This window comes from Arthrobacter sp. BK1 (genome assembly GCF_056680055.1).
Genome location: NZ_CM155263.1, coordinates 862,671 through 881,764, shown reverse-complemented (window position 1 = coordinate 881,764; position 19,094 = coordinate 862,671). Strand labels below are relative to the sequence as shown.

20 protein-coding genes are annotated in these 19,094 nt (G+C 66.2%); 11 read left to right on the top strand and 9 right to left on the bottom strand.

Features of this window, described 5'->3' with window-relative positions; translation table 11 throughout:
* The first annotated feature begins 2 nt into the window (after window positions 1–2).
* Window positions 3–824 (top strand): metal-dependent hydrolase, encoded by an 822-nt coding sequence (locus tag AC1MCA_RS03910; RefSeq protein WP_479801379.1) that lies wholly within the window; start codon window positions 3–5, stop codon window positions 822–824.
* Window positions 825–894: 70 nt separating this feature from the next.
* Here the strand turns inward: AC1MCA_RS03910 and AC1MCA_RS03905 are convergent, their stop codons facing one another.
* The 6 genes from AC1MCA_RS03905 to nirB form a co-directional block, all read right to left on the bottom strand.
* The gene (locus tag AC1MCA_RS03905) at window positions 895–1,161 is read right to left on the bottom strand and encodes a hypothetical protein (protein ID WP_181365193.1); all 267 of its coding nucleotides are present in this window, start codon (window positions 1,159–1,161) and stop codon (window positions 895–897) included.
* A 53-nt stretch (window positions 1,162–1,214) separates the two neighbouring features.
* Window positions 1,215–1,940, bottom strand: a complete 726-nt coding sequence (gene deoC, locus AC1MCA_RS03900; protein ID WP_479801377.1) for a deoxyribose-phosphate aldolase — start codon at window positions 1,938–1,940, stop codon at window positions 1,215–1,217.
* Between the two features lie 144 nt (window positions 1,941–2,084).
* Window positions 2,085–2,945, bottom strand: a complete 861-nt coding sequence (locus AC1MCA_RS03895; protein WP_108599582.1) for an FAD-dependent oxidoreductase — start codon at window positions 2,943–2,945, stop codon at window positions 2,085–2,087.
* Between the two features lie 202 nt (window positions 2,946–3,147).
* Window positions 3,148–4,317: a uroporphyrinogen-III synthase gene (locus AC1MCA_RS03890; RefSeq protein ID WP_479801375.1), complete on the bottom strand. Its 1,170-nt coding sequence runs from the start codon at window positions 4,315–4,317 to the stop codon at window positions 3,148–3,150.
* Window positions 4,318–4,331: 14 nt separating this feature from the next.
* Complete coding sequence (gene cobA, locus AC1MCA_RS03885) at window positions 4,332–5,366, bottom strand: uroporphyrinogen-III C-methyltransferase (protein ID WP_479801373.1); 1,035 nt, start codon at window positions 5,364–5,366, stop codon at window positions 4,332–4,334.
* 2 nt (window positions 5,367–5,368) lie between these two features.
* Window positions 5,369–7,999 carry a nitrite reductase large subunit NirB gene (gene nirB, locus AC1MCA_RS03880; protein ID WP_479801371.1) on the bottom strand — a complete coding sequence of 877 codons (2,631 nt, stop codon included), beginning with the start codon at window positions 7,997–7,999 and terminating at the stop codon, window positions 5,369–5,371.
* Window positions 8,000–8,288: 289 nt separating this feature from the next.
* Here nirB and nirD point away from each other — a divergent pair, with 289 nt between their 5' ends.
* The gene (gene nirD, locus AC1MCA_RS03875) at window positions 8,289–8,681 is read left to right on the top strand and encodes a nitrite reductase small subunit NirD (protein ID WP_108598771.1); all 393 of its coding nucleotides are present in this window, start codon (window positions 8,289–8,291) and stop codon (window positions 8,679–8,681) included.
* Between the two features lie 9 nt (window positions 8,682–8,690).
* Here nirD and AC1MCA_RS03870 read toward each other — a convergent pair whose 3' ends face one another.
* Window positions 8,691–10,472, bottom strand: coding sequence for a phospho-sugar mutase (locus AC1MCA_RS03870; RefSeq protein WP_479801369.1), 1,782 nt, complete (start codon window positions 10,470–10,472; stop codon window positions 8,691–8,693).
* A 110-nt stretch (window positions 10,473–10,582) separates the two neighbouring features.
* On the opposite strand from AC1MCA_RS03870, the gene AC1MCA_RS03865 reads away from it, so the two are divergent.
* The gene (locus AC1MCA_RS03865) at window positions 10,583–11,068 is read left to right on the top strand and encodes an RrF2 family transcriptional regulator (protein WP_479801367.1); all 486 of its coding nucleotides are present in this window, start codon (window positions 10,583–10,585) and stop codon (window positions 11,066–11,068) included.
* A gap of 99 nt (window positions 11,069–11,167) precedes the next feature.
* Here AC1MCA_RS03865 and AC1MCA_RS03860 read toward each other — a convergent pair whose 3' ends face one another.
* Window positions 11,168–11,986, bottom strand: a complete 819-nt coding sequence (locus tag AC1MCA_RS03860; RefSeq protein ID WP_479801365.1) for a purine-nucleoside phosphorylase — start codon at window positions 11,984–11,986, stop codon at window positions 11,168–11,170.
* A gap of 80 nt (window positions 11,987–12,066) precedes the next feature.
* Here AC1MCA_RS03860 and AC1MCA_RS03855 point away from each other — a divergent pair, with 80 nt between their 5' ends.
* From AC1MCA_RS03855 to AC1MCA_RS03825, 7 genes are all read left to right on the top strand, one after another.
* Window positions 12,067–13,482, top strand: a complete 1,416-nt coding sequence (locus AC1MCA_RS03855; protein ID WP_479801363.1) for an NAD(P)H-quinone dehydrogenase — start codon at window positions 12,067–12,069, stop codon at window positions 13,480–13,482.
* 39 nt (window positions 13,483–13,521) lie between these two features.
* The gene (locus tag AC1MCA_RS03850) at window positions 13,522–14,280 is read left to right on the top strand and encodes a prolipoprotein diacylglyceryl transferase (protein ID WP_479801361.1); all 759 of its coding nucleotides are present in this window, start codon (window positions 13,522–13,524) and stop codon (window positions 14,278–14,280) included.
* Window positions 14,277–14,636 (top strand): hypothetical protein, encoded by a 360-nt coding sequence (locus AC1MCA_RS03845; protein ID WP_479801359.1) that lies wholly within the window; start codon window positions 14,277–14,279, stop codon window positions 14,634–14,636. The genes AC1MCA_RS03850 and AC1MCA_RS03845 overlap by 4 nt, the downstream gene beginning before the upstream one ends.
* Before the next feature lies 1 nt (window position 14,637).
* The gene (locus tag AC1MCA_RS03840) at window positions 14,638–16,242 is read left to right on the top strand and encodes a radical SAM protein (protein WP_479801357.1); all 1,605 of its coding nucleotides are present in this window, start codon (window positions 14,638–14,640) and stop codon (window positions 16,240–16,242) included.
* A gap of 24 nt (window positions 16,243–16,266) precedes the next feature.
* Window positions 16,267–16,638 carry a hypothetical protein gene (locus AC1MCA_RS03835; protein ID WP_479801355.1) on the top strand — a complete coding sequence of 124 codons (372 nt, stop codon included), beginning with the start codon at window positions 16,267–16,269 and terminating at the stop codon, window positions 16,636–16,638.
* Between the two features lie 75 nt (window positions 16,639–16,713).
* Window positions 16,714–16,899: a PspC domain-containing protein gene (locus AC1MCA_RS03830; RefSeq protein WP_108600783.1), complete on the top strand. Its 186-nt coding sequence runs from the start codon at window positions 16,714–16,716 to the stop codon at window positions 16,897–16,899.
* 102 nt (window positions 16,900–17,001) lie between these two features.
* On the top strand, window positions 17,002–17,556 hold the full coding sequence (locus tag AC1MCA_RS03825; RefSeq protein WP_108600782.1) for a flavodoxin domain-containing protein: 555 nt from the start codon (window positions 17,002–17,004) through the stop codon (window positions 17,554–17,556).
* On the opposite strand, the gene AC1MCA_RS03820 is transcribed toward AC1MCA_RS03825, so the two are convergent.
* A complete protein-coding gene (locus AC1MCA_RS03820) occupies window positions 17,541–18,230 on the bottom strand; it encodes a hypothetical protein (RefSeq protein WP_479801353.1) in 690 nt (229 codons plus the stop codon). The two genes, AC1MCA_RS03825 and AC1MCA_RS03820, sit on opposite strands and share 16 nt — an antisense overlap.
* A gap of 164 nt (window positions 18,231–18,394) precedes the next feature.
* Between AC1MCA_RS03820 and AC1MCA_RS03815 the strand changes: the two genes are divergently transcribed.
* Window positions 18,395–19,030 carry a hypothetical protein gene (locus AC1MCA_RS03815; RefSeq protein ID WP_479801351.1) on the top strand — a complete coding sequence of 212 codons (636 nt, stop codon included), beginning with the start codon at window positions 18,395–18,397 and terminating at the stop codon, window positions 19,028–19,030.
* Window positions 19,031–19,094 lie beyond the last annotated feature (64 nt).

The window sequence follows — 19,094 nt, the reverse complement described above, 5'->3', positions numbered from 1 at the left end:
TGATGGGAGGACACCACGCCGCGTCGGGAGCCGCGGCGTGGGTAGCTGTTGCCTCAACGGGGCCTTACACCCTGGGCTGGTATCCGCTGGACGCCACCGGAATCGTCATTGGAGGCATGGCGACGGCGGGTACAGCGCTGGTGTGCGACTGGGACCACCGGCACAGCACCGTTGCCCGGTCGTTGCCCCCGTTGTCCAACGTCATCGCCGTGGGGATTGAAAACGCCAGCGGCGGGCACCGGCAGGGTACCCACTCGGTCCTCGGGGCGGCGTTCTTTGTGCTGCTGGCGAGCCTGGCCGGCCAGATCCAGGTGCAGACGCAGTGGGGGCTGCTGTCCGTGGGCGCCGGGGTGCTGTGTATGTTCCTGATCAACATTGCCGCCAAAGCCCTGAAACTGTTTCCGAAGTCAGGGTTCCTCACCAACTGGATCTTCGGGCTCGTCATGGCGGGGCTGGTCACCTGGTTTGCTCCCGATCAGTGGACGTGGCTGCCCATGTCCATGCTGATCGGGGTGGTGGTGCACATCGTCGGGGACATGATCACCACCGGCGGGGTACCGCTGCTTTGGCCGATCGTCATCAAGCCGCCGAAGTTCCTCCGGAAGCTGCCGGTGCTGAACGATATCTGGCGGGCCAACGGAGCGTTCTCCCTGCCGCTGCTGGGCAGGGCCGGTTCCAAGCGTGAGTGGCTGGTGCTGATCCCGGTCAGCGCCTACGCCATGGTGGGCATGTGTGTGGCCGGCTGGTCGCTGGCGAAGGCGCATTTCCCCACTGCCATGGCGCTGGGCGGCAGCGTGGTCGGCCGGCTCTTTGGTGCGGACTGAACCGGGGCCAATGGCAAAAGGCCGGGGCCGCGGAAGAATCCGCGGCCCCGGCCTTTGACGTTCGGTGTGCTTAGTTCTCGCCGGCGGAGTCGGAGCGGCCCAGCACGGTCATCGGAATCCAGAAGGCCAGGGCAAAGAGGCCAAGGCAGACCGCCATGGGCCAGTAGTTGTCCAGCGTCAGCCAGGACAGCGAGTACACGGAGCCCAGGAACAGCGCAATCATGACCACAAAGAGGGCGATGCTCGTGACGAGGCTGTTCTCGTTCTGCGGGGTCTGGATGGTGCCCGCCTGGGCACTGCCGGCCGTGTTTGCCTGGCCGGTGATTTTGCTGGACATGCGTTCCTCCTTGGGCCCCGTGGGGCTTTACCTGTGGAAGCCCGGCTGCGCTGTCAGTATGCGGATGAACCCTGTTCACCCTTGACGATGGCAATGCCGGAGCTGGCACCAATACGTGTTGCACCTGCAGCAATCATAGCCTGAGCATCGGCGAGCGACCGCACCCCGCCGGACGCTTTGACGCCAAGGTCAGGGCCCACAGTGCGCCGCATCAGGGCGATGTCGTCGGCGGTGGCGCCGCCGCCGTTGAACCCGGTTGAGGTCTTGACAAAGTCCGCCCCGGCCTCGACAGCCGCCTGGCAGGCAAGGACCTTCTGGTCATCGCTGAGGAAGACGGTTTCGATAATGACCTTCAGGATGGCCCCGCTGGCGTGAACCGCCTCGGCCACGGCGGAGATGTCCTCCACCAGCGCGCCCTTATCGCCCGCACGGGCAGCGGCAATGTTAATGACCATGTCCACTTCATCCGCACCATCCAGGACCGCACCGCGGGCTTCGAAAGTTTTCACGTCGGTGGGGGTGGCGCCCAGCGGGAACCCGACAACGGAGCAGGTCAGCACACCGGAACCCTTGAGGGCGGTTTTCACTGTCTTGACCCAGACCGGGTTTACGCAGACCGACTTGAAGCTGTATTCGGCGGCCTCTGCGCAGACCTTCAGGACGTCGGCTTCGCTCGCTTCGGGCTTGAGCAGGGTGTGGTCGATGTAGGATGCGATGTTGCCCGGCACTGAGTCCGTGCCCGCTCCGGGGTGGTTCACAGGAGTGGCTTCGTTGCTCATGATGGTCCTTTCCATGTGGCCTTGTGGGCCGCCGGTGCCACCATGTCAGTGGCTGTTCAGGTGACCATCTTGCCATAGCACCAGCCGCCCTCGATGGTTCGTGCGTGGCACCATCGAGCGGGAACAGCCCGCGGCCACAAGGGCTCAGGCGGCGAGCCCGAGCGCTGCGCCGGCTGGAGCTGCCGTCATGAGCTGGGTGGCGCAGACCCCGGCGGCAGATGCGGCCGCCACCAGCAGTCCCAGCCGGACGCCGTCGAACGCTGCGGCATCGCCGATGGCCCAGATGCCCGGCACTGACGTCCGGAAGTCCCGGCTGATGACGATGCCGCCGCTGGCCGCAGTCTGCAGGCCGGCGCTGGCGGCCAGGCCGTCCCGCGAGATGCGTTCCTCGGCAAGCACCACCAGGTCGCCGTTCATGCTGCTGCCGTCCGCGAAGATCACTCCAGAGGAGCCCAGGGCGGAGCCGGATGAAGCCGGAACGACTGCGGCGGGGCGGACTGTGGTGCGGATCGGACGGACACCACGGGCACGGAGCACCGCTTCGGCCTGTCCGGCAGCAGCTCCGGTGCCCACCAGGATTCCCAGCGGCCGCCGGCCCAGTCCCTTGGTGATGTCCATGACGGCTTCGCCAATGCGGGCGGCGTCGTCAATCGTGGAGTAGCTCAGGCAGTGCCCGGATCCCTCGACGGGTGCGTCCAGCGGTGCGGATCCCGTGGCGATGACCAGTTGGTCGTAGCTGAATTCCATGCCATCGGCGGTGGCGACGGTGCGGGCTTCTGCGTCTATGTGGCTGGCCGGCTGGCCGAAGCGGACCGACACCTGGGGCAGCAGGGCCAGTTCCAGGAGTTCCTCGGGTGCGTCGTCACGGTTGCTGAGGACCGTCACGGTGCCGCTGAACCTGGCGCCGCTGAGCTGCCTGACCAACGCCTGGGCGGCAGGGCCGGCACCTGCAATGACGATGCGCTGTGCGGAGGAGAATGAGGTGGACGGTGCCGGAGCGGACATGTGCTGGCCCTTTCGCTGGCGGCCGCGTGAACGGCCGGAACTTCATGATGGACCCAGCGTAGGCCTCGGCTTTTTCGGTTGTGTTTCCACGTCATTGCTGCTCTTTCGGGGCCCGTTCGCCAATGTTTACCGGCCGGTAACACTTCCGGTGACCCCCGTCTCATTCACGCGTGAAACGGAAATGAAACGGGGGCGGGACGGCTTAGACGCGGAGGCGGTAACCCCGTTTGACCACGGTTTCCACCAGCCGGCCGTCCGGCAGGGAGGAGCGGAGCCGGCTGACGGTCATGTCCAGGGCGTGGACTGAACCGCGCAGTTCAAGGAGTTCGGACAGTGATTCGCGGGACAGCACAGCTCCGCCGGCCCCCAGCAGTGCACGCAGCAGCAGCAGGGGAGCAGGTGCCAGCTCAACGGGCTGCCCGTCGATGCGCAGGCTGCGTCCGCGGAGTTCAATGTGGCCGGACCGCGTGTCCAGCCGCCGCACGTGGTTCAGGGCAAGGTGCTCGCACACCAGCCGGATCAGTGCCCCCATCCGGAAGCGCTCCGGGATCAGCGGGGTCACGCCGGCGTCGAGCAGCGGCTGGGCTGTTACAGGCCCGACGACGGCTGTGGTGACCGTGGTCTGCAGGCTTTCGATGAGCTGCTTGTAGACGCCCATCTCGTGGGCTGTGCTCCACATCGCGTCCACAGCCGGGGCGCTGGTAAAGGTCAGGACGTCCAGGTTGCCGCTGCAGGCCGCTTCGATGAGGCGGGGAAGCCGGTCCTCGCCGTCGGGCTTCACCCAGCGGTAGGGGGTGACGGTCAGGACTGTGGCGCCGGACATCCGCAGACGTTCAAGCTGACGGACATCCGTGTAGCCGTGGAGCTGCACTACAACGGTCTTGCCGCGCACACCCTCGGCCAGCAGCATGTCCACCAGCGTGGCAGTGGTTTCGTCGCTGCTGATCCCGACGTCGGCAAGGCCCGCCGCGCGTACGGCACCACGGGCTTTGGGTCCGCGGACGAACATCCGGCAGTTTCCAAGGGTTTCCAGCAGCTGCTCACCGATCCCGAAGGAGTCCGCCGCTTCACACCAGCGGCGCATGCCGTAAGCGGTGGTGGCGATGCACAGGTCGGGTTTGGCGGCGATGACTGCCTTGGTGTCCTCAATGAGGCGGATGTCCTCCTGCACCGGTGCGATCTTAAGTGCGGGGGCGTGCAGCACCTCGGCGCCGCGGCGTTCCAGGGCCTCGATCAGGTCCTGGGAGCGCCGGTGGGAGGTGACGCCGATGCGGAAACCCTCAAGTGGCGAATCCGCGGACTCCCGCCCGGACGCTTCCTCAGTCTGGGCCGGGGGAGCCCCGGGAGCTTCGGTCGGTGCGAGTGCGTTCATGGGGGTCAATCCTTTCACGAGCCCAGCAGCGAGGCCGCCAGCCGGTCCAGGTCGGCGGCGGCCTCGGCATGCCCGCGGTTGGCCTCAGCCACGCGAACCACCTCGCCGATGACCAGCACAGCGGGGTTGCTGCAGCCGGCTGCAGCGGACGTGATGGTGCCCAGATCCGCGATGGTGGTGCGCTGCCCCGGACGGTAGCCGCGTTCGACGACGGCCATGGGCATGTCGTTGCGCATTCCCGCCTTGCGGAGCCCGGCTGCGAGCTGGTGCAGGGTTCCGATGCCCATCAGGACAACGATGGTGCCGCCCAGCCCGGCCAGGTGGGTGTGCTCCTTGTGGGTCAGCGGGGCGTGCCCGGAGACCACGGTGAACATGTGGCTTACTTCGCGGTGGGTCACCGGAATACCGGCCGCAGCCGGCACCGAGATGGCGCTGGTGACACCGGAGATCACGCGGACGGGGACGCCCGCCGCAACACAGGACGCCACTTCTTCGCCGCCGCGGCCGAAGACGTAGGGATCGCCGCCCTTGAGCCGGACCACGTTGTTGCCTTCCAGGGCGGAGGCAACCATCAGCTTCTCGATATCGGTCTGGCTGACTTTGTGGTGGCCGGGCTTCTTGCCGACGTCGATCAGCTCGGCCGAGGTCAGGGACGGCAGCTCCTGGTAGGGGGCCAGCCGGTCATAAAAGACGACGTCGGCATCGCGGAGTGCCTTGACGGCGGCCACGGTCAGCAGTTCAGTGGTTCCGGGGCCGCCACCCACCAGGGTGACGTGGCCCGCGGGCCCGGCGGCAGGTTCGACGGCGACCGGGATGCCGGTGGTGCGGCACCTCTCCAGCAGGGCCTCCCAGCCGGGCTGGCCGTCGTCGACCGCTGCGACCAGGAACGGGCGCTCGGGGAGCGGCCCGTCGTGGCTGGCGCCCTGCGGGGTGCTGAGGCGGGAGACTACCGCGCCTGCAGCTTCATAGCGCCGGACCGCCTGGCGGGCGGCGTAGTCGGATCCGGTGACCAGGACTTCGCGGCCGGTGAGATCAATGCTGAGCTGCATGCCTATACCTCGTTCTCGTCGCGGGGCCTCATGGGGATGGAAGCTCCGATGAGGACCTTCCCTTTTTCTTCAGCGGTGGCCGGCCGGAACTGGCCGCGTTCGTCCGACACAAAGGTGATGGAATCGTCCTTCTGGTCCGGTGCGTTGACGAAGGACCGGAACCGGCGGAGGCGGTCGGGGTCCTTCAGGGTGTCTGCCCATTCGTCCACGTAGGTGTCAACGTGCTTGGCCATGGCGGCCTCGAGGTCCTCGGCGATGCCCAGGGTGTCCTTGACCACCACATCCTCCACGTGCTTGATGCCGCCGTCGAGCTCTTCCTGCCAGCGTGCGGTGCGCTGGAGGCGGTCGGCGGTGCGGATGTAGTACATGAAGTAGCGGTCGATGTACTTGATCAGCGTCTCGTCGTCGAGGTCCTTGGCGAGCAGCTGGGCGTGGGCCGGGGTGGCGCCGCCGTTGCCGCCCACGTACAGGTTCCAGCCGTCCGCGGTGGCGATCACGCCGACGTCCTTGCCGCGGGCCTCGGCGCATTCACGGGCACAGCCGGAGACGCCCATCTTCAGTTTGTGCGGGCTGCGGAGGCCGCGGTAGCGGAGTTCAAGCTGGATGGCCATGGCCACCGAGTCCTGCACACCGAAGCGGCACCAGGTGGACCCGACACAGGACTTCACCGTGCGCAGGCTCTTGCCGTAGGCCTGGCCGGATTCAAAGCCGGCGTCCACCAGTTCCTTCCAGATTTCCGGAAGCTCCTCCAGCCGCGCACCGAACATGTCGATACGCTGGCCGCCGGTGATCTTGGTGTACAGGTTGTACTTCTCGGCCACGGCGGCGATGACGCCGAGCTTCTTCGGGGTGATCTCGCCGCCGGCGATGCGGGGGACCACCGAGTAGGTGCCGTCCTTCTGCATGTTGGCCAGGGCGCGGTCGTTGGTGTCCTGCAGGGTGCCGCGGCCGGCGTCCAGGACGTAGGCGCTGTTCTGGCTGGCCAGGATGTTGGCGATGGTCGGCTTGCAGATGTCGCAGCCGGCTCCGGTGCCGTACTTGGCCATGATTTCTTCGAAGGAGGACAGCTCGAGGACACGGATGGTCTCGAACAGTTCCTGGCGGGAGAGCTCGATGTGCTCGCAGAGAGCCTTGGAGACCTCGACGCCGGACTTGGTGAGCTCTGTTTCCAGCAGCTTCTTCAGCATCGGGACACAGGAACCGCAGCTGGTCCCGGCGCGGGTGCAGCCCTTGAGTTCGCCGAGCTCCTGGACGGGAGCGTTGCCGTCGCAGGCGCCGCAGCCGTTGACGGTGTCCCGGATGGTTCCGGCGGAGACGTTGTTGCAGGAACACAGGATGGCGTCGTCCGGGAGTTCCGTGTCCGGGGCGTCGCCGCCGCCGGCCGCCGTGAGGTATGCGCCGGGCTCGGCGCTGAGTTCGCGGCCCAGGAGGGGGCGGAGGCTGGTGTAGGGGGTCGCGTCGCCCACGAAGATGCCGCCCAGGAGGGTCTTGGCATCGTCGGTGGTGACGATCTTCTGGTAGACGCCGCGGGCCGGGTCCGCGTAGACGATTTCAAGGGAGTGCTCGGTTTTGGCGAAGCCGTCGCCGAAGCTGGCAACATCGACGCCGGACAGCTTGAGCTTGGTGGCGGTATCGAAGCCCGGGAAGGTGGCTTCGCCGCCGTGCAGTCGGTCGGCCACGATCTCGGCCATGGTGTTGGCGGGGGCAACCAGGCCCAGGCACATGCCGCCGTAGTTGGCCACCTCGCCGATGGCCCAGATGCCGGGGACTTCCGTCGCGCAGAAATCGTTGATGACCACACCGCCGCGCTGGCCCAGGCTGAAGACCTGTTCTTCGCCTTCGGCGGCGCGGAAGAGTTCATCGCGGGGCCGGACGCCGATGGCGACAATCACGAGGTCGGCGTCGATGATTCGGCCGTCTGCCATCAGGACACCGGTGACCTGGCCGTCGTCGTCGGACAATACTTCCGACGGGAAGACGCCGCCGTGGACTGCGAAGCCCTTGGCCTTGATGAGCCGGCCCATGGCCTGGCCTGCGCCCTCATCCAGCTGCGTGGCCATCAGCCACTGCGAACCGTCGATGACGATCGGGTTGGCTCCCAGCTGCTCCGTGCCGGCGGCCGATTCCAGGCCGAGGAGGCCACCACCAATGGTGACGGCGTTAACCTTGCGGCCGAGCTTTTCGGTCAGTTCGGTGATGGCCTTGTTGATGGCCCAGACGTCTTCGAGCGTGCGGTAGACGTGGGTGTGCTCCGCGCCGGGGATGGGCAGCCGGGCGGCATTCGAGCCCGTGGCGACCACGAGGTCGTCGTATTCAAAGGTGCTGCCGGCAGCGGTTTCCACCGTCTTGGCTTCGGCATTGATCTTGACCACACGCTCGCCGGTCTTCAGCGACAGGGAATCGTGGTCCCACATGGAGGCGCTGCCCAGCGTCAGGTCGACGTCGCTGTCGGTGAGGGCCTTGGAGAGGGCTACGCGGTCATACGGGAGGTGGGCCTCCTCAGTGAGGACCGTGACATGCCAGCCATCGAGCCCGCGGGAGTGCATGGCGTCCGCAAAGCGGTGGGCAGCGGGTCCGCCACCGGCGACGACGATGCGGCGCGTGTTCTCTGTGCTTGAAGTCTGTTCGGTCACTGTGGGCCTTTCGCATGGGCCGCAGACGGTTCTCTGCGACTTTCTCTGACGAGGTGTTGCTTCAACAGTAGGCAGCCGCAGTTTCGCTTCAGTTTCCCAATTGTTTCGTCACCTTAACTTCTGCATCACGAACGCGTTTCCGGCAGGGTGAGTTCTCTTTTACGCGCCGGACACATTCACTGCACGCCATCGAAACACCCGCTGCCTAGTTTGGTAGTACGGCCGCAGAGGTGGCCGGCAGCATTCAGCAACAACAGCAGACAGACAAGAACGTGGAGAGGAGCCGGACATGACGGCAACACTGGAACTTGGGGCGCTCGCCACCGAAGCTGACACCGCGGGAAACGCCGCAGCACTGGCAACAGGCTGGCACCGGGTTTGTGCGGTGGAGGACCTTGAACTGGCGTGGGGCGAAGCCGCACTGATCGCAGGCCGCCAGGTGGCCCTCTTCCGGACCGGCCCCGGCGAAGTCTTTGCCGTGGCCCACGAGGACCCCGCCACCGGCGCCCACGTCATGGCCCGCGGCATTCTGGGCTCCCGTGGCTCCCGCCCCACCATTGCCTCACCGCTCCACAAAGAGGTCTACGACCTCGAAACAGGCGAGTGCTTCGGAACCGCGGCCGTCCGCCTGGAAACATTCAGCACCCGCATCTCGGACGGGTTCGTCGAGGTCCAGGCCTAAGCAGCCTCGCTAGAGACCCAGCGCCTCCCGGACATCGGTGAGTACGTTGTCCAGCGCGGCGCGGGCGGCCTGCCGCGCCTCGGGAAGCTCAGCCGCTGATTCCACGGGGCGCAGGACTTCCAGGTAGCACTTGAGCTTGGGCTCGGTGCCGCTGGGCCTGATGATCACCCGGGTGTGGTCCTTCGTGAGATACAGCAGGCCATCGGTGGGCGGCAAATGCGCGCTCCCTTCAGCCAGGTCCACGAAGGTTTCAACGGCTGAGGAACCGAATGATTCGGGCGCGCTGACGCGGAGCCGGTTCATCATGGCATCGAGCAGGCCCAGGTCCGCTACCCGGATGCTCAGCTGGTCGCTGGCATGAAGCCCGTGCCGCAGGTAGAGCTCATCGAGCGTGTCGAAAACGGTTTTCCCTTCAGCCTTCGCGGCAGCGGCAAGTTCGGCAATGAGGACAGCCGCCGAGATCCCGTCCTTGTCCCGGACCAGGTCCGGCGCGACGCAGTAGCCCAAGGCTTCTTCGTAGCCGTAGAGCAGCCCGGGAACGCGTGAAATCCACTTGAAGCCTGTCAGTGTCTCCTCATGCGCATACCCGGCAGCTGCGGCGATGCGGGCGAGCAGGCGCGAGGAAACAATCGAGTTGGCGAATACGCCGGCTGTTTTCGCGCCTGCCTGTGGGGCAGCGGCCGGGGCCAACCCGCCTACGCCCCCGGAGACACCGGCCGCGAGCCGCGCCACAATGTGCGCACCCAGAAGGGCTCCCACCTCATCGCCGCGCAACATGCGCCACGCCCCCGTGTCCGGATCCTTCGCTGCCACGGCGGCGCGGTCCGCATCGGGATCGTTGGCCAGGACGATATCCGCATCCACCCGGGCGGCGGTTTCCAGCGCGAGGTCCAGGGCGCCCGGTTCCTCCGGGTTGGGAAAGTTCACGGTGGGAAAGTCGGGATCCGGCTCAGCCTGTTCCGCCACGAGGGTGACCTCCGCGAAACCCGCAGCATTCAGCACTGCCACGGCCGTTTCGCCGCCAACGCCGTGCATCGGCGTCAGGACGATCCGCAGGTCGCGGGCAGGAAAGCGTGCCGGATCGGCGAGTGCCGCCGTCGCGCGGTTGTAGTCCTCTGCAATGGACGGTGCGAGGACCGTCCAGCCATCCGCTGCAAGCGCGATGGATTCAAGTGCGCCCACGGTGTCGATCCGTGCGGCAATCATGGCGTCGTAGGGGGCAACGATCTGCGCACCCCGGCCGCTTTCCTCCACGGCATGGCGGCCCAGGTACACCTTGTAGCCGTTGTCCTGCGGCGGATTGTGGCTGGCGGTCACCATCACGCCGCCGTCGCACTCAAGCGCCCGCACCGCGTAGGCAAGCAGCGGGGTGGGAAGCGCTGCCGGCATCAGGAACGTATCGATCCCGGCAGCGGTGAAGATGGCGGCCGTTTCCTCGGCGAAGACGTCCGAGTTGTGCCGGGCGTCGTAGCCGACGACGGCGCGCGGCCGGGTTCCGGGGGCAGCCTCACCCACGGCGTCGGCCAGGAAAGCGGCAAGTCCGGCGGCGGCGCGGCGCACCACCACACGGTTCATCCGGTTTGGTCCTGGCCCGAGGGCGGCCCGGAGGCCGGCGGTCCCGAACTGCAACGTCCCGTTGAAGCTGTCGGTGAGTTCCTGCACGGCGGCGGGGGAGCCGTCCTCCGAGAGCCGCAGCAGGTCGGAGAGGGCTGCGGAGGTAGCTGGATCCGGGTCTTTGGCGGCCCATTCGCGGGCTCGGCTGAACAAGGAATCGGCATCGGAGGACGTCATGGTCCCACGCTATCGTCATTGCCGGCGGAACTGTTCCTTGAACACTCAAGGATGGGAGCGGAAACAGAAATCCTTGACAGCTGGATTTCTGGACAAGTAACGTCGCGAATATGAAAATGGGGCAGGGGGTTGAGTGGGGGCTGCACAGCTGCGTGAACATGTCATGGACGCCACCGGGGGAGGCCGTCAGCAGCGCACGGCTGGCTGAGTTCTACAAACTTCCGGCCGCCTACCTGAACAAGCAGCTCCAGGCCCTGGTACGCGCGGGGATCCTGAACTCTGTGTCAGGGCCCCGGGGCGGGTTTTCCCTGGCCAGGCGTCCGGAGAAGATCTCGATCCTCGATGTGGTCCTGGCCATCGAGGGAAACGACGACGCTTTCCGCTGCGAAGGGATCCTCGGGAACGCGCCGGGCGGCAATATGGATGCCGACTACGCGCGCACGTGCCTTATATCCCAGGCAATGCGCCACGCCGAGGTCACCTGGCGGACGGAGTTGTCCCGGCAAAGCGTTGCCGGGATCGCCCAGTCCATCGAGCGCCGGTTCCCTGAAGCCCGGGGGAATACGGTCAAGCAGCTGACCGGGGCCAGATCCTGACTGCCCCGTCAACCAACGCGGGGTCCCCTTCAACCAACGCGGGGTCACTTAACGCCCAAAAAAGGGCTCCGGAGGGGCGTTAAGTGACCCCGCGTTGTCCTAGAGTTTGGCGATGATTCCGGCCAGGAGTTTCGAGATGCGCGGTCCGGCGGCGTGGCCGGACTCGATGACTTCCTGGTGGCTCAGCGGCATGGGGCTGATCCCGGCGGCCAGATTGGTCACCAGCGAAATGCCGAAGACCTCCATGCCGGCGTGCCGGCCCGCGATCGCTTCCAGGGCGGTGGACATGCCCACCAGGTCTGCGCCGATCCGCTTGGCGTACTGGACCTCAGCAGGGGTTTCATAGTGTGGTCCGCTGAACTGGGCGTAGACGCCCTCGTCCAGTGAAGGATCCACTTCCAGGGCCAGGGCACGGATGCGCGGGCTGTAGAGATCTGTCAGGTCAACGAAGGTTGCGCCTTCCAGCGGGGACGTGGCGGTGAGGTTTATGTGATCTTTGATGAGGACCGGCGTCCCCGGCGCCCAGCTCTCGTTCAGGCCACCGCAGCCGTTGGTGAGGACCAGGGTCCTGCATCCGGCGGCCGCAGCGGCCCTGATGCCGTGCACCACGGCGCGGACCCCTTTGCCCTCGTAGTAGTGCGTCCGTGCGCCCAGAACCAGGGCGCGTTTGCCCTCTTTGGTCAGGACTGAGCGGATGGTACCGGTGTGTCCTTCCACGGCCGGGGCGTGGAAGCCGGGGACTTCGTCAGCAGTCAGGGTGGCGGTGGTGTCTCCAATGAGGTCAGCGGCTTCGGCCCAGCCCGAGCCCAGGACCAGGGCGACGTCGTGGCTCGCCACTCCGGTCGCCTCGGCAATGTAGTCAGCCGCTGAACGCGCGGCGAGGAAGGGGTCAGTGGCGGGGAGGTCTGTATTACTCACTGGTACAAGCTATCCTGCCGCCGCCGCTGTGCCCAGCCTCAGGTGGTGGTCCCGGTGCGGATGGGAGAGAATGGTTGATTGTGACTACGCATCCTGATTTCAGCTCACCCCGGATCGCAATCCTGGGAGGTGGCCCGGGCGGATACGAAGCCGCCATGGTGGCAGCCTCCCTGGGAGCGCAGGTCACCATCATCGAACGCGCCGGCCTGGGCGGCTCGGCGGTACTGACCGACGTCGTTCCTTCCAAAACCCTGATCGCGACGGCGGATCTGATGACCCGCGTCGGCGAGGCGGGGGAGCTGGGAGTGAAGTTCGACGTCGACGGCGGCGATTTCGTGCCCGTGATGCGCGCCGATCTGAAGCACATCAACGACAGGCTGCTGGGCCTGGCCCGCCAGCAGTCCCGTGATATCTCCGCTGGCCTTGAGCAGCACAACGTCCGCATCCTGATCGGTTCCGGCCGGCTCGTGGACACGCACACTATCGAAGTGATCACCGCGGACGGTACGGAAACCGTGGAAGCGGACACCATTCTGCTGGCCGTAGGCGCCCATCCCCGCGAACTCCCAACTGCCCGCCCTGACGGCGAACGCATCCTGAACTGGGCCCAGATCTACGATCTGGATGAACTTCCCGAGGAACTCATCGTGGTGGGCTCCGGTGTCACCGGCGCCGAATTTGCTTCCGCCTACAACGGCCTGGGCTCCAAAGTCACCCTGATCTCCAGCCGGGACCGGGTGCTGCCCGGCTCCGACACCAACGCCGCCGAGGTGCTGGAAGAAGTCTTCGAACGCCGCGGCGTCCGGGTTCTGTCCCGTGCCCGCGCGGAAACGGTCGAACGGACGGACGACGGCGTGGTGGTCACCCTTGGCGACGGATCCAAAGTCACCGGCAGCCACTGCCTGGTCTGCGTGGGCTCCATCCCCAACACCGCCGGGATCGGCCTGGAAGAAGCCGGGGTTGCGCTGACCGAGAGCGGGCACATCAAGGTGGACGGCGTCTCCCGCACCACCGCGCCCAACATCTACGCCGCCGGGGACTGCACTGGCGTTCTGGCGCTCGCCTCCGTGGCGGCGATGCAGGGCAGGATCGCGATCGCCCACTTCCTGGGCGATAGCGTCACGCCCATCAAGCTTCACCAGGTAGCGTCCAACATCTTCACCTCCCCGGAGATCGCCTCCGTGGGTGTGTCCGAGGACGAGATCCACTCCGGCAAGTACCAGGGAGATGTGATCAAGCTGTCCCTCAAGAGCAACGCCCGCGCCAAGATGCGCAACCACAAGGACGGTTTCGTCAAGATCTTTGCCCGCAAAGGCTCCGGCACCGTGATCGGCGGGGTGGTGGTGGGACCGAATGCCTCGGAACTGATCTTCGCCATTTCCATCGCCGTGAAGCAGAAACTCCACGTGGACGACGTCGCCAGCACCTTCACGGTCTACCCGTCGCTCAGCGGCTCCATCTCCGAAGCTGCCCGGCGCCTGCACGTCCACATGTAGTACCGAAGGGCCGCAGCGGCCCACTGCTACACTCTGCTCATGATCGGGCTTCCCTTTGCGGGAGATGGGCTGGTGCATGCTGGGCTTGTGGGGCTGGGAATCTTCGCAGCCCTGGTGTTTTACGCCTACGAGAAGCGCCGCAGAGGCCTCACCGATCCCCGCCTTTGGCCCATTGCAGGCTTCGCTGTTGCCTTCGGTGCCATTGGCTCAAGGTTGCTCACCTGGGACGTTTCCCGGGAGGTCTCCCTCGCGGACTGGTGGGGTAACGGGGACCGCAGCATCCTCGCGGGGCTGGTCGGCGCATGGTTCGGCGTCCATCTGGGCAAGCGGCTCACTGGTTACCGTAACCCCACCGGCGATCTGTTGGCACCCGCCGTCGCTCTGGCGCTAATTCCCGGACGGATCGGTTGCCTGCTGACGGAACTGCCGGGCACGCCAACCGGGGGAGCGTGGGGGATCGAACTCACCCCCGTGCAGGCTGCAATGCTCGGCACACAGTCCGGCGTGGGCCTCCACCCGTCGTTTGCCTACGAAATGGTGTTCCACCTTGCAGCATTCGCCGTGATGTGGCGCTTTCGTGACCGCTTGCCCCGTCCTGGCGATCTCTTTATCTGTTACGTGACCTCCTACGCCCTGTTCCGGTTCGGAGTGGAGTTCGTCCGGGGCAACGAGGTGATCCTGCTGGGCATGAGCCGGCCCCAGTGGTTCCTTCTGGTGGTTCTCCCCTTGTTGCTCTGGCGGATGCAGCGGGTATTCGGGAATCCTCTCCGCCCGCAGTTGGAAGGAACAGCGGCATGAGCGAGGACAAGCCCGGCACCCCATGGGACCCGTTCGAACAGCCCCAAGAGGGGACGCCCGCTGAACCGAAACGGGGCTCCATGGCACTTGGAATCCTGTTGGGGGCCTTGGCGCTTTATGCCCTCTATTTCGGAACAACGATGGGGATCGCTCCGGATCAGGGGTACAGGACCTTCCTCGCCGGGCCGGCAGCTTTCCTACCCATCGCGGTCTATCTGGCCGTAGCCATAGTGCTGGCGGTCAGGCCCCGCACATCCCGGTGGGGTACCGGGCTGCTGATTGGCCTGGGGGTCTTCATCCTGCTGGGTGGCGGGATCTGCGTCATGGCCCTCGGTCAGATGAGAGGCGGGGTCTGAGATGAATCCGTCACCGTTCTCTTCCCGGCAGGCACTCCCGGGCCCCGGCCAGCCGCTCCGTGGGGACCGCATCCACCGGTACGTCACCGCGTTCTGTCCCCGCTGCCACGAAGGCAACGCTCCGCTCGCGCAGGTGCGGCGGCTCTCCGGCGCGCTGCTGATCCGCGATGACCGGGTATGGCTCGAACGTGGCTGCCCCGACCATGGGCTAATCAGCACGCTGTACGACGAGTCTCCCGAAATCCTGCGCTACCTGGAGAAGTGGCAGGCGCCCACCAAACAGCACATCCCCGACCAGGCGGACAACTACCGCCAGGTGCCGGAAGCTTACGCGTACGGGCTGCCAGCCATGCAGACGCAACACACGTGCATCCTCCTGCAGGACATTATCGAGCACTGCAACCTGCGCTGCCCCACGTGCTTCACCGCCTCCGGCCCCCAGCTGCAGGGGGTGGCCCCGCTGAGCGAGGTCCTCGCGAATATCGACACCCGGCTGTCCCGCGAAAACGGGCGGCTGGACGTGCTGATGCTCTCCGGCGGCGAGCCGACGCTTTATCCCTATCTCGCCGAACTTCTGGATGAGCTCGTTGCCCGTCCGATCGTCCGGATCATGGTGAATACCAACGGCATCCTGATCGCCACCGACGACGACCTGCTGGCACTCCTGGCCGAACATCGGGACCGGGTGGAGGTGTACCTCCAGTACGACGGGCCGTCGAAGGAAGCCTCCATCCACCACCGCGGCGGAGACCTCACCCGCTTCAAGGACGCCGCTATCGCGCGCCTGTCCGAAGCGGGCATCTTCACCACCCTGACGATGACGGCCACCTTGGGCGTCAACGACGGCGAGGTGGGCGCCGTCGTCATGCGGGCCTTGGAGACCCCGTTCGTCGGCGGTGTTGCGCTTCAGCCGGTGTTCGGTTCAGGCCGCGGCCACGGCATCGACGCCAGGAACAGGCTCACCCATACGGGTGTCCTCGACCGGCTCGCGGAGCAGACCGGCGGGGTGGTCTCCTGGCACGACCTGACAGCGCTCCCGTGCTCGCATCCGCACTGCGCTTCGGTGGGCTACATGTTGAAGGACGACTCGGGGGTCTGGCGTTCGCTGACCGCCCTCATCGGGCATGATCAGTTGCTGGCCTGGCTGGAACTGAATCCTGACAGCATCGCCAACCGCATAGCCGACAGCGCGATCCCGCTGGAGCTGCGCAACCTGATGAAGTCCTCCTTGCTGGACCTCCTGAGCGAACAGTCCTCGCTGTCCCACCCGAGAACCATGGATCTCTGGAAGAACATCTGCACCCAGTGTGACCTCGGCATCGGCACGCTCACTACCCTGGCGGCCGGCAAGCTCCCGGGCCAGCAGCAACGGCTGCGCAGGCTCCTCGCCGAACGCGTAACCCGCATCATGGTCAAGCCGTTCATGGACATTTCGACCATGATCGAGGAGAGGCTCACCCAGTGCTGCGTCCACGTGGGAACAAAGAGCGACGACGGCGGGCACCAGTGCGCCCCGTTCTGCGCTGTCCAGGCGTGGCCCGCTTTGGCCAGGCAACGGATGAGCACAGCCACGGGCGCGCGGCTTCTCCCCGTCCGCCAGGTATGAGCCAGCCAGCGAAAAGGAGGAATGATGAGTTCCGCTTCTGATGCCCGGCGCATCGCCAACGGGCCGTCGCCGTCACAGCTGATGCGCGCCAAACACGCAGCCGGGCACAACCGGGCGCCTGACCTCAAGGAGGATCAGCAGCACGCGCCGCCCTTCGACCCGCTGCGGCTCTGCATCTTCGCCACCGTTGCCTTGCTGGGCTGGGTGGCCGGTCCGGTGGCACTGGCGGTGTTCGCTGCCATCGGGTTTGCCGGATATTGGAAGGCGCGCCGCAGGGGCCTCACTACATCGAACTGCTACCTGCGCGACACCAGGCTGGTGCTGGCCTATCTGGGAATCCTGCTTTTCGCCGGGTTGTGGGGGATCTACGTGTTGGCTGCGCGCTTGGTGGGGTGATGCAAGGGTTGTCCGCCGGCTGGCGCCGTGCCTTTGTACCTGCCGGTCATCAGCCTTTTCAGGTAGCGTGGCGGCATGAGTACAGCACTGGAGCGGCCGCGCAACGGAAAAATCATCGCCGGCGTGTGCGCCGCGCTCTCAGCCCGCTTCGGAATTCCGAAGTTCCTGGTCAGGCTGGGGTTTGTGATCTTTGGTGTGGTGGGGATCGGAGAGCTGGTCTACGTCGCCTTGTGGATCATGATTCCGAAAGCCCCGGCGTAAGCGTCCGGCACCGCCCGGCTACGGCCAGCACGGCTCGAGCCGGCACCAGGACGGGGACGTTCGGCCCTACTTCGGCAGCGCCCTGCACGCCCACTGTGGAGCATGGCCAATATCTATATCCCCTATGGCAGCGTTGAAGGGCAGACAGCCCGGATCGTTGAGTACATCGCCGAGCTGGTCCGTGCCCATGGACACGAGGCAGAAACGGTGGATCTTAAGCATTCCGCCGGCAGCGGTATCCCCAGCGGCCAGGACGCCGTGATCGTTGCGGCCTCGGTCCACATGGGCAAACACGAGGGCTTTGTGGTCGATTTTGTCCGGGAGAACCGCGCCGGACTGGAGCGGCTCCCGTCCGCACTGATCTCGGTGAGCCTGGCCGCCCATGGCGACGAACACGATGCTGAGGGGTTCGTCACGGAGTTCGAGGAACAGACCGGCTGGCATCCCGCCCACGTCGGGATCTTCGCCGGGGCCCTGCTTTACACCCAGTACAACTTCCTCAAACGCCAGATGATGAAGAAGATCGTCCGGGACAAGGGATCTACGGACCTCGATACGTCCCGCGATTACGTCTACACCGAGTGGGACGGCGTGAAGCGCTTTACTGAGGACTTCCTCGCGGGAATTCCTGCGCCGTCCGGTCAGGAACGGGCGTAGGGCGGGACTGCATCCCCGGGGGACAACGGCCTGAACCAGTGCTCAAAGCCGAGTTCGCCGTCGTCGGGGGATTCGTCAGCATCTTCTGAGTACAGCGCCTGGCTGTCTGCATCCTCCAGCAGGACTTCCTCAACCCGCGCCCGCCAGTCCTCCGGAAGGTCCAGCTCGTAGATGTCCTCCGTTATTTCCGCCTGGTCGAGCAGGCAGCGGACTGCCAGTTCGGCGGCAAGGCAGCCTGGTGCGGTCCAGCCGCGGCCCAGGGACGCCGTGACGTCGGAGGCGACCACGATGAACTTCCGGGTGAATGCCGCGTCATAGCTGGCTGCAAACCTGGGCGGCAGCGAGGACAGTACAGAGGTTCCTGCGATGTCGGACGGGGTGACGGCGTCCAGGCCGCTGAGCGTTCCGAGGTCGCGGAAGAGCTGGTCGAGCAGGACGGCCGACGCGTTCCAGAGCAGCCCTGCCAGCAGGAGCGCGTGGCTGACAGCTTTTTGCCGGTCTTCGGGCGGGACCGACGCCATTTCGGCCAGGTCTTCGGGCTCGAACTGGAGCCGCTGTTCCGGGGTCATGTCATCCGGGTGTGGATCAAGGCCCAGCAGTTCCAGGCTCAGACCGGTCAGCTTCCCGGCGTCAGCCAGCAGTTCGTCGGTGATGTCGTCGTCGTCGGCGCTCATGGCCCCGATGCTACCCGCCGGACGCTCCCGGCCCGACTTTCGTTACGCGCTGCGGATATCCGCCCGCCCCGGTTCTTTTGCCTCTGTGTGCCGACGCCGGTCAGCGCCAGACTGATGCCACCGACCGGGTGGACTTCATTCGTGCGGACACGAAAGGGAGTCCCATGCACCGTCGCCAGTCCTGGCCGGCTCGACTTGGCGTGACGGTGGTGGCCGTGCTCGCCACGCTCCTCGCCTCGTGCGCAGCGCCCGCGGGCCAAAGCGGGCCAGCGTCGTCGGCCGCCTCCTCCGATGTGACCACCAGCCCGGCCTGCGACCTCATTACCCCGGAGATTGCAGCCGAAGCAGTCCCAGGGATCTTGCCTGTGGGCCAGAACAGTCCGGACAGGCCGAGGGGCAGCAAAGCCTACCTGTGCACGTACTCGAGCAAGTCGCCCACAGGGATGACGGCCCTGTCGGTGGCGCTGATATCGCCGGCGTCGGCCGCAGACATCGACAAGGCGAAGTCGACGCCGGACTGCTCACCTGTCACAGGCATCGGCGACTTTGCCTGTCTGCAGTGGACAGGTTACTTCCAGGGTGAGGCCGGCGGCGCGTCCGCGAACACCGTGCTCCACGCAGTGCGGGGCGACGAGGTCCTCGAAATGCCCTACGTGACGGGACCGCCCATGGACATCAGCAGCGCGCCGGATGGCAACGCCATGGCGCATGCGCTGGTGCAGGCCGCAGCCGACGCGGGCTGGGGCAACGGCACCACTCCTAGCGTCCCTGCCGCTCCGCCGGTGGGGGCGTCAGGCTAAGCAGCGGAAGGCGTCTGGGACAGGCCGCCTTCAGTACGCACAAGTGAGGGCCTGCCGGCGTCAA